The following is a 14,092-nucleotide window of genomic DNA, read 5'->3' as shown; positions in this document are numbered from 1 at the left end:
GATGATTCCGGTTGGGTTTGATTTATATAAAAACGATCGACTTGATAGTATTATGTCGCGACTTTCACTGCGGCGCAACCCCGTTGGGGCGAAAAGCGCAGCCGCGTCGCCACGGCGATCAGGGCTTGTGCTGTTCGCGCCACTGCCGCACCGCGGCCAAAGTGTTGTCAATGTGCTTTTCCGGGGCGGAATCCTGATAGGCGTAAATGATCTTGCCATCGGGCGCGATGACGAAGGAAATCCGGTCGGAGACCACGGCGCCGGAAGCGGTCGGCTTGGTGCGCAAGGCGTCGTAGGAGCGAATGACCGCCGCGTCGGGGTCGGCGGCGACCGGGAACTTGTCGCGGCATTCCTTGCCGGAAAAGTCGATCTGGGTTTCGATCGTGTCCGCCGAGAGACCGATCAGGGTGGCCCCGGCGGCGGCGAAATTCTCTGCGTTGTCGGCGAAATCATGCGCCTCGATGGTGCAGCCCCTGGTGAAGGATTTCGGGTAGAAATAAAGCACCACCGGACCTTTTTTAAGGGCCTCCGAAAGCTGGAAGGGGAAGCTCTTGCCGCCCACCGCCGCTTGCAGGGTGAAATCGGGGGCGGTGTCGCCCTCCTTGAGCGCCGCCCAGGCGGCGGTCGAAAGCAGGACGCATAACGCGCCGGCGAAAAGTCGTTTCATCACTCGCCCCATTGAAATTCAGCCGCAGTGGATATGGCCTCGAACGGGGCGCACTTCAACGGGGGCGGGCGGTCTTGTCAATTAAAAACTATCAAAAAGGTAGGAATTATCGCCAAAACCTGTCTCGACAGGTCTTCCTTGTCGCGACGAGCCGCCATCGCGGAAAATCCGCGCCATAGGCTTTTCCGATCCGACGATCAGTTGCGCCCCGCCAGCTTGAACAGCACGTCCACCATGGCGTCGACTTCCTCGCAAGTATTGTAGAAGGCGAGCGAGGGACGCACCGTGGCCTCCAGGCCGAAACGGCGCAAAATCGGCTGGGCGCAATGATGGCCCGAGCGCACCGCGATGCCCTCGGCGTCGAGCGCCTTGCCGATTTCCAGCGTCTCCTTGCCGTCGATGACGAAGGACAGCACGCTGGCCTTTTCGCGCGCCGTGCCGATCAGGCGCAGGCGCGGCACGGCGAGCATTTTCGCCGTCGCATATTCGAGCAGGCCGTGCTCGTAGGCGCCGATATTGGCCATGCCAAGCTGCTCGACATAATCGAGCGCCGCGCCGAGACCGACGGCGTCGGCGATATTGCCGGTGCCGGCCTCGAACCGGTCGGGCGGGCCTTGGAATACGGTCTTTTCAAACGTCACATCGGCGATCATGTTGCCGCCGCCCTGCCAGGGCGGGGTCTGCGCCAACACCGCCTCGCGGCCATAGACCGCGCCGATGCCGGTCGGCCCGAACACCTTGTGTCCGGAAAAGACATAGAAGTCGCAGTTGATCGCCTGCACGTCCACCGGCATATGCGACACCGCCTGGGCGCCGTCGATGACCACGCAGGCGCCATGCTTGTGGGCCAGCGCGGTCATTTCGGTCACCGGCGCGATCGTGCCGAGCGCATTGGAGACCTGGGTCACCGACACGATTCTGGTTTTCGGCCCGAGCAGCCTCTCATAGGCTTCGAGAATGATCTGGCCGCTGTCGTCCACCGGCGCGACGCGCAGCTTTGCGCCCGTCTGGGCGCAGAGCTGCTGCCAGGGCACGATATTGGCGTGATGCTCGAGCCAGCTGATGAGGATTTCGTCGCCGGCCTTGACATTGGCGCGCCCCCAGGACTGGGCGATGAAATTAATGCCCTCGGTCGTCCCGCGCACGAAGACGATGTCCTTGACGCTCGGCGCGTTGAGGAAACGCCGCGTCTTTTCGCGCGCCGCCTCATAGGCGTCGGTGGCGCGGGCGGCCAGCGCATGGGCGGCGCGGTGGATGTTGGAGTTCTCGTGCCGGTAGAATTCGGAAAGGCGGTCGATCACCGCCTGCGGCTTTTGCGTCGTCGCGGCATTGTCGAGCCAGATCAGCTTCTTGCCGCCGTTGACCCGCTCCTGCAGGATCGGAAAGTCGCGCCGCACGACTTCCGGGTCGAGCGGATGGCCGACGGCGCCGCGCGTCGGCGCGGCCAGCGGGCGCAGATCCAGTTCGAGAAAGCTGAAGGCGGCGGCGGGGACCGGCGCGGGCGCCGGGGCCGATGGCGCCGTGGCCCCGGACTGCGGCGCGACCGAGGCGGGGAGGGACGTCACAGCGGGGACAGGAGCGGCAGGCGCGTTGGGCTGGGCGCCCGAGCGGGCCGCTTCGCCGAGGAAATAGGTCGCGTCGGGCGCCGGGGTCGGGCCGTCAAAGGGATTGGCGACCGGCTCGGCGGGGACGGGCGACGGAATGGGCGTGGGAGCGAAACTGCCGGCGCCGGGCGCGAACGGCGCGGCGGCAGGGCCAAGCGAGGCGGCAGTTGGCGCCGTCGCTAATGCGGATTCCGGCGTCGCCCCGGACTGCGGCGCAGCGGCGGCGGGCAGCGCGGCGGTTGTCGGCGCCGGCGCTGCAAAGGGATCGGGCCGAGCGCCGTCGGCGGCGGATTCGCCGAGAAAATACGCCGCCTCGGGCGTCCCGGTCTGGCCGCGATACGGATCGGCGAGATGCGCGGCGGGAACCAGTTGCGTGGTTTCACCCAGTCCGAATGGCGCTTCGGCGGCGCCGACAGAGCCCGCCGAGGCGCCGGGCATCGGCGGCTCGCCGAAACCGGACGGCGGCGCGGAAAGATTGGGCGCCTGCGGCGCCGTCAGATTGGGCGTCGGCGCGATGGAGGGAATGGTCGAAGGCGGCAGGTCGGGCGGGCCGACCAGCGGGTTGGCCGGCAGATGGGGCGCGACGCTGGTCGCCACATTGGGCGCCGGGAAAAAGGCCGGACTCGGCGGCGCGACCGGAATGCCCGGATCGGCCAGCGAGGGGACGGCGCCGTGAGGCGGTTGCCCGAAAAAGAAATTGGCCATTTGCGCAATCACGGAAGGGTCGGGAAAGGACGGCGCCGACGAAGCGCCCGGTTGGGGGGCGGTCGCGGGAGCTTCTGACGCGTTGAGACCAATCGGCATATCGGCGGTCCTGAATCGATTCATCGCCTTCCGTCGGCAGTGCGGAGGCGGAATAAACTGGGACCGGCGGCGCGAAGGCGACGCCGGCGGAAAGAGCTCACTCGTAGGTGAACGGATACTGATGATATTTGCCGATCTCGACATCCTCCAGCACGGCCAGCGCGTCAAAGGTGAGCACGGCGGTCGAGCAATAGAGCGAGATCAGGTAGGAGGCGATGGCCTTGCGGTTGATGCCCATGAAGCGGACCGAAAGGCTCGGCGCCACTTCGCCGGGAATGCCGGGCTGGAACAGGCCGATCACGCCCTGACGCTTTTCGCCGGTGCGCAGCAGCAGGATCTTGGTCTTGCCCGCCTCGTCGATCGGCAGCTTGTCGGACGGAATCAGCGGAATGCCGCGCCAGGTGATGAAGGGCGAACCAAACAGGGTGACGGTCGCCGGCGGCACGCCGCGACGGGTGCATTCGCGTCCGAACGCCGCGATGGCGAGCGGATGGGCCAGGAAAAACGCCGGCTCCTTCCAGACCTTGGTGATCAGCTCGTCGAAATCATCGGGGGTCGGGGGGCCGGAGCGGGTCTTGATCACCTGCGACGGCGTGGCGTTGGCGATCAGGCCGTAATCCGCGTTGTTGATGATTTCGTTTTCCTGCTTCTCCTTCACCTTCTCGATCAGCAGGCGCAACTGCTCCTGAATCTGGTCGTAGGGGTGGCTGTAGAGATCGGAAACGCGGGTCTGGACGTCGAGCACGGTGGTGACTGCGTTCAGCGAATATTCGCGCGGCGCGTCCTCGTAATCGACGAAGGCTTCCGGCAGGTCGGCGTCGACATTGCGCGCCGGGCTGCACTGCACGTCGGCGTCGGTGAGGACTTGGCCTTCCTTGACGCGGTTCAGCCGGTAGATGCCGGCCTCTACGGGCGTCCAGGGCAGGAAGGACACGAGCCAGCGCGGCGTGATTCCCGACCATTGCGCGCGGGTTTTGGTGGCGTTGGCGAGTTGCCTTGCGGCGGATTCGCTTAATGTGCGGCGGATTTCGGGATCGTCGGTCATGCGCGCCTTCCAGAAGTGGGGTTGCGTTAGGCGATAGGTTCGGAGATTATTTTACTATATATATAGTATAAAAGTCCCCGATACGTTGATTGTATCGTTTCGCTCGCCAGCAATAGAATTTATGACTGGTCAGCGCAAGTGTCAAAAATGCAAAATGAATAGCCTATAAAAATCATGTAAATAATACAAATACTCAATATTCGGCGCCGCCAAGGCTCTTCAGCTCGCCACGCGGTCTTAAAAAGTCTCCCGTCGTCAGCGATAGGCGCGCCAGAACACGATCGCGACGATCGTCGCATTGAGGCAGGAGATGAAGAGTCGCGCCCTGGCGGGGTCGAGGCGACGGCCGTAATGCCCGGCCAGATAGCCGCCGACCGTCGAGGAGACGAGCAGCGCCGCCATTTCCTTCCAGAAGATGAGCCCGCCGTAGATGAACAGGATGGCGGCGGTGGCGTTCATCGAGGCGTTGAGCAGATGACGCGACGCCTGCATGGAATTGATCGTCGCCTTTGTCAGCACGCTCCAGGCCGCCAGCATCATCACGCCGACGGCGCCGCCGAAATAGCCGCCGTAAACCGCGAGCACGGATTGCGCCACGGGCAGGGCGCGCGGGTGGATGGTCACGCGTTGGCGCAAGGCGTCGCCGAGCCGCCGCCCGAAAGCGAAGACCAGCACGCCGAACAGCAACAGGAACGGAAACAGCGCGTCGAAAAATTTCTGCGACGTGTGCAACAGCAGCAGGGCGCCGAGCGCCCCGCCGATCACGCTGATCACCGCCATGGTCGAGAGCTTGACGCCGTCGAAACCCTGGAAATCGTGGCGGTAGGCGAAGGCCGTGGCCAGCGCGCTCGGCACCAGCGCCACCGTTGAGGTGGCGTTGGCGAACAGCGAGGGAACGCCGACCGCGACGAGAGCCGGCAGCGTCACGAAGGAGCCGCCCCCGGCGATGGCGTTCATCGCGCCGCCCAAGAGGCCCGCGCCCGCGACAAAAATCATATCCTGCATGTTTCCCCCGGCCTGGCTTTCAGCTGCGCCGATCGATCCCGGCGGCGCGCCATTTTTCGACGGATTTGACGAGATGGGCGAAGCGCTCGCCCTGCACCGTGACGTGCTGGCGCAATTTTTCCGCCGCCCCTTCGGCGTCATTGGCCCGAATCGCCGCCACGATCTCCTCATGCTCGGCGAACGAGTTGTCGATCCGCGCCGGAACGCGCAATTGCAGGCGGCGATAGGGCCGCGCGCGGCGCTGCATTTCGAGCGTCTGCTCGATGAGGAATTCGTTGCCGCTCGCCTCGTAGAGCGCGACATGGAAGACCTCGTTGAGCCGGTAATAGTCGTCGGGGTCTTTGACGCCCCGGCAGGCCTCATGCGCCGCCAGCAGCTTCTGCAACTGAAAAGGCGTGGCGCGGCGCGCCGCCAGACGGCCGCACAGCGCTTCCAGTTCCCCCATGAATTCGAACATCTCGCAAAGCCGGCGCGGCGACACCGGCGAGACCGCCCAGCCCTTGCGCGGCATTTTCTCGATCATGTGAATCGTCGCCAGCCGGATCAGCGCCTCGCGGATCGGCGTGCGCGAAACGCCAAAGGCCTCGGCGAGTTCGACTTCGTCGAGGCGCGCGCCCGGCGGATATTCCCCGGTGACGATGCGTTCCTCGATCGCTTCGAGCAATTGTCCGGCGAGCGGACTTGGCGACGATGAATTTGGCGACGGAGGGCTTAACAAGGAATCCATGGCGCCGGCGCTCCCGAAAATTACACTGAAAGAATCATACAAAACGCTTGACACGGTGTCCAGACTGATATTTTCTGTATACAGAAAATGAATTGGGAATACAAATTCCCGACAATTGGGTCCGGCCAAACGCCGGACCCGTCTCTGGGAGGATATGATGGTTATTTTCGGCACAGCGCTGCTGGCCGCCTGCTATCTTGCAGGCGTCGCCGTGGGCGAGGGAATTGCGGCGCTGATCGGCGTCAAGGCCAATGTCGGCGGCGTCGGCATCGCCATGCTGCTGTTGATCGCGGCGCAGCATTTCCTGCAAAAGCACGGTCTGTTCGCGGTCGATACCGCCAAGGGCGTGACCTTCTGGGCGATGATGTACATCCCCGTCGTCATCGCCATGGCCGCGACGCAAAATGTCATTGTCGCCGCGAAAAGCGGCCCCATTGCCCTGCTTAGCGCCGCCGGCGCTTTCGCGGCCTGCGTCTTCCTCATCTCCGCGATCAACAGGGTCATCGAGCGCCGGCACATCGCCAGCGCGGCGCTGGCGCCCATAACGGACGACCACGATCCCGCCAGCGACCTGTCGGTCGCTCCCGACCATCGCTGAGGGCCGCAAAGATGAACGCCTTTTTTGAAAAGCCCATTCTCGACAATCCGCTGATCGTCGCTTTCGCCTTTGTCGGCGCGGTGATCTGGATTTCCAACTTTCTCGCCCGCCATCTGACCGGGGGCCGCGTCGCCGGCTCGGCCATCGCGGTGCTCGCCGGCCTCGCGCTCGCCTATTACGGTGGCGTCGTCACCGGCAAGGCCAAGGGTCTCGCCGATATCGCCCAGTTCGGCGGCCTCGCGCTGATGGGCGGCGCGATGATGCGGGATTTCACCATCGTCGCCACCGCCAGCGAGGTTCATGTCGATGAGGCGAAAAAAGCCGGCTGGCTCGGCTTTCTCGCCCTCGTGCTCGGCACCATCGTGCCCTTCGTCGTCGGCGTCGGCGTGGCTTACGCCTATGGCCTGCGCGATCCGGTGACGCTGACCACCATCGGCGCCGGCGCGGTCACCTATATTGTCGGGCCGATCACCGGCGCGGCCATCGGCGCCTCCTCGGACGTCATGGCGCTCAGCATCGCCACCGGCGTCGTCAAGGCGATCCTGGTGATGGTATTCACTCCGGTTCTCGCCCGTTTCATGCGCCTCAACAATCCGCAGGCGGCGATGGTGTTCGGCGGCCTCGCCGGCACGGTCAGCGGCGTCAGCGCCGGCCTAGCGGCGACCGACCGCCGGCTCGTGCCCTATGGCGCGCTGGTGGCGACCTTCCACACCGGCTTCGGTTGCCTGCTCGGCCCGTCGATCCTGTTCCTCGCGGTCAAGGCCCTGTTCGGCTGAAAAGGCCACAACGAAAGGCAATTGCGATGCGAGACTGGAACATTCAGGCGCGCAGCCGTCAGGCGCGGCTCGCCCGGGCCTCAAGCCTGGCGAAAGGCAAGGAGATCGGGGCCGCCGACGTCGCCGCCCTGCTCGAAGCGGTGCTGGAGCCGGGCGACCGGGTCTGTCTTGAGGGCAACAACCAGAAGCAGGCGGATTTCCTCGCCCGCGCCCTGGCCGATCTCGATCCGGAAAAAATCCATGACCTGCACATGGTGCAATCCGTGCTGGCGCTGCCCGAACATATCGACGTGTTCGAGCGCGGCGTCGCCTCGAAGCTCGATTTCTCCTTTTCCGGCCCGCAGGCGGGACGGCTCGCCAAACTGGTCGGCGCCCATCGCATAAAGATCGGCGCCATCCACACTTATCTCGAATTGTTCGGGCGCTATTTCGTCGATCTGACGCCGCGCGTCGCCCTCGTCTGCGCCCAGGCCGCCGACCGCGCGGGCAATCTCTATACCGGCCCCAATACCGAGGACACGCCGGTCATCGTCGAGGCGACCGCCTTCAAGAGCGGCATCGTCATCGCGCAGGTCAACGAAATCGTCGAAACGCTGCCGCGTGTGGACATTCCCGGCGGCTGGGTGGACTTTATCGTCCAGAGCCCGAAGCCGCATTTCATCGAGCCCCTGTTCACGCGCGACCCCGCGCAGATTTCGGAAATCCAGGTTTTGATGGCGATGATGGCCATCAAGGGAATCTATGCCGAATATGGCGTGGACCGCCTCAACCATGGGATCGGCTTCGACACGGCGGCGATCGAATTGATCCTGCCGACCTATGCGCAATCGCTCGGGCTCAAGGGCAAGATCTGCCGCCATTGGGCGCTCAATCCGCACCCTGCATTGATCCCGGCGATCGAAGCCGGCTTTGTCGAAAGCGTCCATTCCTTCGGCTCGGAACTTGGCATGGAGGCCTATATCCGCGCCCGTCCCGATATTTTCTTCACAGGCGCCGACGGGTCGATGCGCTCCAACCGCGCCATGTGCCAGGCCGCCGGCCATTACGCCTGCGACCTGTTCATCGGCTCGACCCTTCAGATCGATCTCGCCGGCAATTCCTCCACCGCGACGCTTGGCCGAATCGCCGGTTTCGGCGGCGCGCCGAACATGGGCGCCGACGCGCGCGGCAGGCGCCACGCCAGCCCCGCCTGGCTCAAGGCGGGACGCGAGGCGCGGGCCGGCCGCAATCTCATTCCGCGCGGCCAGAAACTGGTGGTGCAGATGGTCGAGACTTTTCGCGAGCACATGCAACCGGCCTTCGTCGAAAGGCTCGACGCCTGGGAACTGGCCGAAACCGCCAACATGGACCTGCCGCCGGTGATGATCTACGGCGAGGACGTCAGCCATATCCTGACCGAGGAAGGCATCGCCAATCTGCTTTTGTGCCGCACCGACGAGGAACGCGAGCAGGCCATTCGCGGCGTCGCCGGCTATACGCCGGTCGGTCTTGGCCGCGACAAGGCCATGGTCGAGAATCTGCGCGACCGTGGCATCATAAGGCGTCCCGAAGACCTCGGCATCGACAAGCGCGACGCCACCCGTGATCTCCTCGCCGCGCGTTCCGTCAAGGATCTGGTGCGCGCTTCCGGCGGCCTCTACGACCCGCCCAAACGTTTCCGCAACTGGTAGGCCGAACATGGAAAAGCTGATCTATGAATTTGACGGCGGCGCCCCTGTCAAGGCGACGCAGGGGCCGGCCATCGTCGGCGTCGTCGGCTCGGGAAATCTCGAAGTGCTGGTCGAACCGGAAAATCTCGGCGGCCGCTGCGTCGTCGAAATCCTCACCGCCGCGCGTGGTTTCGGCGACATCTGGAAAGCCGTGCTCGAAGATTTCTTCGCCCGCCACAAACTCGCCGACCTGCGCATTTCGATCAATGACGTCGGCGCGACGCCCGCGGTCGTGTCGCTGCGACTCGATCAGGCCGTCGAAAGCTTTCTGGGAGGCGCGTCATGAACAGCTATTACGAGGCGAGCGCCCGCGAGCGCCTGCGCCTGCTGCTCGATCCGGGCACGTTCCATGAATTCCTGCCGCCGTCCGAGCGCGTCGCCAGCCCGCATCTGTTGCAACTCGACACGCCCGCCGCTTTCGACGACGGCATTATCGTCGGCAAGGGTCTGCTCGATGGCCGCGCGGTTCTGGCGGCGGCGCAGGAAGGCGGGTTCATGGGCGGCGCCGTCGGCGAGGTGCATGGCGCCAAGCTCGTCGGCCTGTTGGAGCGCGCGCGCGACGAAAGACCCGCCGCCGTGCTGCTGCTCGTCGAATCGGGGGGCGTGCGGCTGCACGAGGCCAATGCCGGGCTGATCGGTGTCTCCGAAATCATGCGCGCCGTGCTGGCCTTGCGCAGCGCCGGGGTTCCCGTGATCGTGCTCGACGGCGGCCAGTTCGGCTGTTTCGGAGGCATGGGCATTGTCGCGCGCCTGTGCGACGCCATCGTGATGAGCGAGGAGGGGCGGCTCGGCCTCTCCGGCCCGGAGGTGATCGAGACCACCTGCGGCGTCGAGGAATTCGACTCCCGCGACCGCGCGCTGGTCTGGCGCACGGTCGGCGGCAAGCATCGCTATCTGCTCGGCGAGGCCGACGCGCTGGTCGCCGACGATGCCGCCGCCTTCCGCCAGGCGGCCATCGATCTGCTCGACACAAAACCCGACCTTTCGCTCGAAGCGCTGACGGCGGAACACGAGCGGCTCGGCGGGCGGCTGGAACGGTTCGGCGCCTGCCGCGACGCGCTCGACATCTGGTCGGCGCTGGGGATCGCGGCGCCGGAAAAACTGCCGCTGCTGGAGGCCGACGCGTTTCGCGCGGCGGTCGCGGGAAAGAGGGCCTGACATGGACGCGAAAACCCTGCTCGCCAAATTGTTTCCCGCCGGCAGCGACGTCGCTTTCGACGGCCTGTTCTTCCACGGAACGGGTGAAAGCGCGTCCGGAAAAGTCGCCATAATCGGCTCGGTCGACGCCGCGCCGATCGGCGTCGAACTGGCCTTCCGCATGGCCGCCGACGTGCTCGAAATCGTGCGCGAACATCCCGCCCGTCCGATCCTGCTGCTCGTCGACACCCAGGGCCAAAGGCTGAGCCGGCGCGACGAATTGCTCGGCATCAACGGCTATATGGCGCATCTCGCCAAATGCCTCCAGCTTGCGCGCAATCGCGGCCACAAGATCATCGGCCTCGTCTATTCCGAGGCGGTCAGCGGCGGCTTTCTCGCGTCCAGCCTGCTGTCAGACCACTGCTACGCCCTGCCCGAATCGCAGGTGCGGGTGATGAATCTTCCGGCCATGTCGCGGATCACCAAGATCCCGCTCGAACGGCTGGAGGAATTGAGCCAGTCTTCGCCGGTGTTCGCGCCCGGCGTCGCCAATTATCTCAAAATGGGCGCGATCCAAGCGCTGTGGGAAGGCGATCTGGCGCAGCGCCTCGCCGAGGCGCTCGACGCGCCAACTGAGTCCGACAGCCGCCGCCAGTGGGGCGAGCAGCGCGACGGGCGCAGGCTGGCGCGCGCGGTGAGCGAGCGGGTGCGCCATGCGGAGCCTTGAGCCCTTGCGCCGCCACGACTGGGTTTTTCTGAAAGCCGACTGGCGCCGATGGCTGGCGGCGCCGATCCCCGCTTCGGACGAACAGGCGCTGGCGCAATGGCTTGAAACAGACCGGCCGCTCGTCGTCGCACGCCGGGGGGAAAACGATGCGCCCGGTCTGCTTCGCCTCGGGCTGGCTTTGCCGGGCAAACGGCGCGTTGGACTGGTCCTGAGTGCGGAGGCGGTGACGCGCCGCCGCCCGCCGCCGCTGTTTTTCGATGCGGTGAAAAGCAGCGCCACGTTCTGGCCCGACGCCATGCGCGAATTGGCGGCGGCGCTCGCCGGGGTCGCGCCCGACACGGGCGTATTCGGCTCCTTCGCCTGGCAGTTTTTCGCCGCCGACCCGGCGATGATTTATGTCACGCGCGAGTCCGACATCGACCTTTTGCTCGCGCCGGCAGATAGCGCGCGATGCGCGGCGTGGATCGCCTTGCTGCAGGATTTCGAGCTGCGCTGGCCGGCGCCGCGCCTCGATGGCGAGATCGTTTTGCCGGACGGCGACTTTATCGGCGATTTTATTTCCTGGCGCGAATTCGCCGCGCGCCCGGAAAAAATTCTGGTCAAGGGCGCCAATCATGTTTCGTTGCGTCCCATAGAGGATATCGACGCCCTGCTGCGTGCGAGGGCGGCATGAAACTTCAGACTTTTTTCCCTCCCGATCTGCGCGGCGCGTCGGGCCGGATCGGGCGCCTTGCGACCCGCGCGCTGCTGGCCGAACTGGCGCTTCACCCCAAGCCCGGCCTCGTCAGCCCGGTCGATAATGGCGCCCATGACGACATGAATCTGACGACCTTCGTGCGTTCGCTGCTCGCGCTGCGCTTCTATTTCGCGGCCATCGCCGAGGCCGGCGCGCGCGCCGCGCCATTTGGCGAATTGCAGGGTCTGGGGATCGAGGCCGAGCGGCGGATGCTGGCGGCGACAGGCGGGATCAACACCCATCGCGGCGCGATTTTCTGTCTCGGCTTTCTGGCCGCCGCCGCCGGCTGGCGGCAGGCGCGCGGGCTCGATCTGCGCGGCGAAAAACTGGCGCAAACGATTCTGGATCTTTGGGGGGAGGGCGTCGCGCAAGCGTCGCGCGAGGCGCCGGACTCCCATGGCGCGCGCGCGATCCGCCGCCACGGCGCGCGCGGCGCGCGCGAAGAACTGCTCGCCGGTCTGCCGACGCTCATCGGCGTCGCCGTTCCCGTTTTGCGCGCGACGTTGCGCCGGACGGGCTGCGCCGAGCGCGCCGCCATCCAGTGCCTGTTCGCCATCATGGCGCATTTGCAGGACACCAATCTGCTGCATCGCGGAGGGCCGGAAGGGCTCGCCTTCGTGCAGAACGCGGCGCGCCGTTTCATCGAAGCCGGCGGCGTGGAGGCGCCCGACTGGCGCCGGCGCGCGCTCGACCTGCATGGTGATTGCGTCGCCTTGCATCTCTCCCCCGGCGGCGCCGCCGATTGCCTCGCCGCCGCCTGGTTCGTCCACGGGCTGTCGCCGTGAGCCTCGGCCTTCTTTGCCCCGGCCAGGGTGACCAGACGCCCGGCATGTTCGCCGTCCTCAAGGACGACAACAGGGCAAGGCCGGTCTGGGAAATCTTTTCGCATGAGACCGGATGCGATCCTTTCACGCTCTCGGCGGAACAGATGCAGGTCAACGCGATTGCGCAGCCGCTGGTCTGCGCCTTTCAGCTTGCGGTCTGGGCGGTCCTTGGCGACGGACTGCCGCCGGTCCGCGCGCTGGCCGGTTACAGCGTCGGCGAATTGGCGGCCTATGGTTGCGCGGGCGCGCTCGACGCGGGCAATGTCGTCGGGTTGGCGCGAGCGAGGGCTGTGCTGATGGACGAGGCATGTCCCGGCGGCGGCGCCATGCTGGCCCTGCGCGGCCTCGACCGCGCGACAATCGACAAGCTATGCGCCCGCCACGGCGTCGAAATCGCCATCGTCAACGACGACGACCGCCTCGTGGTTGGCGGCGCGCCGGACGCCGTCACGGCCTGCGGCGTCGAGGCGCAATCGAGCGGCGCCAAGGCCACGCCGCTGGCGATCCGCATTCCCTCCCACACCAGCCTGATGCGGCCGGCGGTCGAACCATTCCGCCGCGCCCTCGAACAGGCGGTCTGGCGAAAGCCCTCGGCGCCCGTGCTGGCGGGCGTCAGCGGCGCGCCGGTGTTCGCGCCCGCGCCGGCGCGCGAGGCCCTCGCCGCGCAACTGGCGCAAACCATCGACTGGGCCGCCTGCCTCGACGGCTTGCGCGAAAGGGGCTGCAAGGTTCTGCTCGAACTCGGCCCCGGCGCCGGGCTCGCGCGCATGGCGCGGGACCGGGCGCCAGACATCCCGGCGCGTTCGGTCGCCGAATTCAACAGCCTTGTTGGCGCGCGGGACTGGGTTTTGCGCGAACTTGGATAGGGCTTCGAGAAAGCCGCGTCAGGCCTTGCTTGCGCCAGTGCGGATGATCGTCCCGACATGTTCGCCGCGCAGCGCGGCGGTCAGCCGTCCGGCTTTCAGGCCATTGACGATCTGCACATGTTCGAGATGGCGCGCGGTCGCCATGACTTCGAGCAGCGCCGGGTCGAAGGGCGAGGTGCCCTTGGATTTGGCTAGATTCTTGGCGAGTTCGGCGGCGGTCGTCTCGCCGATCAGCTTGGCCTTCTTGCCCTCGGCGCCGTTCGGATCTCTATCATAGACCCCGTCCACGTCCTCGACGATGGTCAGGCCGGCGGCGCCGAGCGCGTCGGCGAGCAGGAAGGCGCCCGTGTCCGCCCGATGGGTCGGGATTCGCGAATTCGGGAATTCGTGATGGTGATAGGGCGGAAAGGCGCTGCCCACCACCGCGCGGGCCGCCGAGAGATGGATCGCCAGCTGGCTGGCGATGGTCGGGTGCTCGACATAGGAGACCCCCTCCGGCGCGAGCAGCGACGCGAGGATATGGCCGTTCTGGCCGGCCTCGCTCGCCGCGAGCGGGGCGAGCGACCCGACCGGCAGGCCGAGGTCGAGGCCGACGCCATAAAGGTGCCGCGCGCGGATGCCGGCGCCGGTCAGGATCAGCAGCCGATGCTCGGGCAGCAGTTTTCTGATCTCTTCGACAATCGGCAGGATCGCCTCATGGCCGCGATCCATGATCGAGCGCCCGCCGATCTTGACGACCTGAAGCCAGGGCAGGATGCGCACCGGACGCCGGCCGGCGACGGGGCGGGTCAGATCCTTGTCGAGCAGGGTCTGGCGGGCGAGCGGCGAGGCGACGTGCTTGATGGTGTTGGGAGTCTTGGTCATGAC

At 66.0% G+C, this 14,092-nt stretch carries 15 protein-coding genes; 9 read left to right on the top strand and 6 right to left on the bottom strand.

Going from position 1 to position 14,092, the window contains the following annotated elements; translation table 11 throughout:
- Positions 1-118: 118 nt before the first annotated feature.
- The 5 genes from QZY01_RS07445 to QZY01_RS07425 form a co-directional block, all read right to left on the bottom strand.
- Complete coding sequence (locus QZY01_RS07445; protein WP_294535311.1) at positions 119-667, bottom strand: peroxiredoxin; 549 nt, start codon at positions 665-667, stop codon at positions 119-121.
- A 197-nt stretch (positions 668-864) separates the two neighbouring features.
- Complete coding sequence (locus QZY01_RS07440) at positions 865-2,976, bottom strand: family 2A encapsulin nanocompartment cargo protein cysteine desulfurase (RefSeq protein WP_342394884.1); 2,112 nt, start codon at positions 2,974-2,976, stop codon at positions 865-867.
- Between the two features lie 196 nt (positions 2,977-3,172).
- Positions 3,173-4,120: a family 2A encapsulin nanocompartment shell protein gene (locus QZY01_RS07435; RefSeq protein WP_294535306.1), complete on the bottom strand. Its 948-nt coding sequence runs from the start codon at positions 4,118-4,120 to the stop codon at positions 3,173-3,175.
- Positions 4,121-4,375: 255 nt separating this feature from the next.
- Complete coding sequence (locus QZY01_RS07430) at positions 4,376-5,125, bottom strand: sulfite exporter TauE/SafE family protein (protein ID WP_294535303.1); 750 nt, start codon at positions 5,123-5,125, stop codon at positions 4,376-4,378.
- 19 nt (positions 5,126-5,144) lie between these two features.
- Positions 5,145-5,852, bottom strand: a complete 708-nt coding sequence (locus QZY01_RS07425) for a GntR family transcriptional regulator (protein ID WP_294535301.1) — start codon at positions 5,850-5,852, stop codon at positions 5,145-5,147.
- Between the two features lie 154 nt (positions 5,853-6,006).
- Between QZY01_RS07425 and madL the strand changes: the two genes are divergently transcribed.
- The 9 genes from madL to QZY01_RS07380 are packed head-to-tail and all read left to right on the top strand — an operon-like array spanning position 6,007 to position 13,225.
- Complete coding sequence (madL, locus tag QZY01_RS07420; RefSeq protein ID WP_294535298.1) at positions 6,007-6,450, top strand: malonate transporter subunit MadL; 444 nt, start codon at positions 6,007-6,009, stop codon at positions 6,448-6,450.
- An 11-nt stretch (positions 6,451-6,461) separates the two neighbouring features.
- On the top strand, positions 6,462-7,226 hold the full coding sequence (gene madM, locus QZY01_RS07415; RefSeq protein ID WP_294535296.1) for a malonate transporter subunit MadM: 765 nt from the start codon (positions 6,462-6,464) through the stop codon (positions 7,224-7,226).
- A gap of 26 nt (positions 7,227-7,252) precedes the next feature.
- Complete coding sequence (gene mdcA, locus QZY01_RS07410) at positions 7,253-8,896, top strand: malonate decarboxylase subunit alpha (protein WP_294535294.1); 1,644 nt, start codon at positions 7,253-7,255, stop codon at positions 8,894-8,896.
- A gap of 7 nt (positions 8,897-8,903) precedes the next feature.
- Positions 8,904-9,221, top strand: a complete 318-nt coding sequence (mdcC, locus tag QZY01_RS07405) for a malonate decarboxylase acyl carrier protein (protein ID WP_294535293.1) — start codon at positions 8,904-8,906, stop codon at positions 9,219-9,221.
- Positions 9,218-10,093, top strand: a complete 876-nt coding sequence (locus tag QZY01_RS07400) for a biotin-independent malonate decarboxylase subunit beta (RefSeq protein ID WP_294535291.1) — start codon at positions 9,218-9,220, stop codon at positions 10,091-10,093. The genes mdcC and QZY01_RS07400 overlap by 4 nt, the downstream gene beginning before the upstream one ends.
- A 1-nt stretch (position 10,094) precedes the next feature.
- Positions 10,095-10,799: a biotin-independent malonate decarboxylase subunit gamma gene (mdcE, locus tag QZY01_RS07395; RefSeq protein WP_294535289.1), complete on the top strand. Its 705-nt coding sequence runs from the start codon at positions 10,095-10,097 to the stop codon at positions 10,797-10,799.
- Positions 10,786-11,472, top strand: a complete 687-nt coding sequence (mdcG, locus tag QZY01_RS07390; RefSeq protein ID WP_294535287.1) for a malonate decarboxylase holo-[acyl-carrier-protein] synthase — start codon at positions 10,786-10,788, stop codon at positions 11,470-11,472. The genes mdcE and mdcG overlap by 14 nt, the downstream gene beginning before the upstream one ends.
- Complete coding sequence (mdcB, locus tag QZY01_RS07385; RefSeq protein WP_294535285.1) at positions 11,469-12,320, top strand: triphosphoribosyl-dephospho-CoA synthase MdcB; 852 nt, start codon at positions 11,469-11,471, stop codon at positions 12,318-12,320. The genes mdcG and mdcB overlap by 4 nt, the downstream gene beginning before the upstream one ends.
- Positions 12,317-13,225 (top strand): acyltransferase domain-containing protein, encoded by a 909-nt coding sequence (locus QZY01_RS07380; protein ID WP_294535283.1) that lies wholly within the window; start codon positions 12,317-12,319, stop codon positions 13,223-13,225. Before mdcB ends, QZY01_RS07380 begins: the two co-directional genes overlap by 4 nt.
- A gap of 18 nt (positions 13,226-13,243) precedes the next feature.
- On the opposite strand, the gene QZY01_RS07375 is transcribed toward QZY01_RS07380, so the two are convergent.
- Positions 13,244-14,089 (bottom strand): molybdenum storage protein subunit alpha, encoded by an 846-nt coding sequence (locus tag QZY01_RS07375; RefSeq protein ID WP_294535281.1) that lies wholly within the window; start codon positions 14,087-14,089, stop codon positions 13,244-13,246.
- Between the last annotated feature and the right edge of the window lie 3 nt (positions 14,090-14,092).

Source organism: uncultured Rhodoblastus sp., from assembly GCF_903903185.1.
Lineage (GTDB): Bacteria > Pseudomonadota > Alphaproteobacteria > Rhizobiales > Beijerinckiaceae > Rhodoblastus.
Note: the sequence above shows the minus strand (reverse complement) of the source record. Positions and strands in the feature narration are given on the sequence as shown.

What these genes read in the sequence shown, in the direction of transcription:
- QZY01_RS07445 (WP_294535311.1), bottom strand. Translation starts at nt 667, where the DNA reads ATGAAACGACTTTTCGCCGGCGCGTTATGCGTCCTGCTTTCGACCGCC.
- QZY01_RS07440 (WP_342394884.1), bottom strand. Translation starts at nt 2,976, where the DNA reads ATGGCCAATTTCTTTTTCGGGCAACCGCCTCACGGCGCCGTCCCCTCG.
- QZY01_RS07435 (WP_294535306.1), bottom strand. Translation starts at nt 4,120, where the DNA reads ATGACCGACGATCCCGAAATCCGCCGCACATTAAGCGAATCCGCCGCA.
- QZY01_RS07430 (WP_294535303.1), bottom strand. Translation starts at nt 5,125, where the DNA reads ATGCAGGATATGATTTTTGTCGCGGGCGCGGGCCTCTTGGGCGGCGCG.
- QZY01_RS07425 (WP_294535301.1), bottom strand. Translation starts at nt 5,852, where the DNA reads ATGGATTCCTTGTTAAGCCCTCCGTCGCCAAATTCATCGTCGCCAAGT.
- madL (WP_294535298.1), top strand. Translation starts at nt 6,007, where the DNA reads ATGATGGTTATTTTCGGCACAGCGCTGCTGGCCGCCTGCTATCTTGCA.
- madM (WP_294535296.1), top strand. Translation starts at nt 6,462, where the DNA reads ATGAACGCCTTTTTTGAAAAGCCCATTCTCGACAATCCGCTGATCGTC.
- mdcA (WP_294535294.1), top strand. Translation starts at nt 7,253, where the DNA reads ATGCGAGACTGGAACATTCAGGCGCGCAGCCGTCAGGCGCGGCTCGCC.
- mdcC (WP_294535293.1), top strand. Translation starts at nt 8,904, where the DNA reads ATGGAAAAGCTGATCTATGAATTTGACGGCGGCGCCCCTGTCAAGGCG.
- QZY01_RS07400 (WP_294535291.1), top strand. Translation starts at nt 9,218, where the DNA reads ATGAACAGCTATTACGAGGCGAGCGCCCGCGAGCGCCTGCGCCTGCTG.
- mdcE (WP_294535289.1), top strand. Translation starts at nt 10,095, where the DNA reads ATGGACGCGAAAACCCTGCTCGCCAAATTGTTTCCCGCCGGCAGCGAC.
- mdcG (WP_294535287.1), top strand. Translation starts at nt 10,786, where the DNA reads ATGCGGAGCCTTGAGCCCTTGCGCCGCCACGACTGGGTTTTTCTGAAA.
- mdcB (WP_294535285.1), top strand. Translation starts at nt 11,469, where the DNA reads ATGAAACTTCAGACTTTTTTCCCTCCCGATCTGCGCGGCGCGTCGGGC.
- QZY01_RS07375 (WP_294535281.1), bottom strand. Translation starts at nt 14,089, where the DNA reads ATGACCAAGACTCCCAACACCATCAAGCACGTCGCCTCGCCGCTCGCC.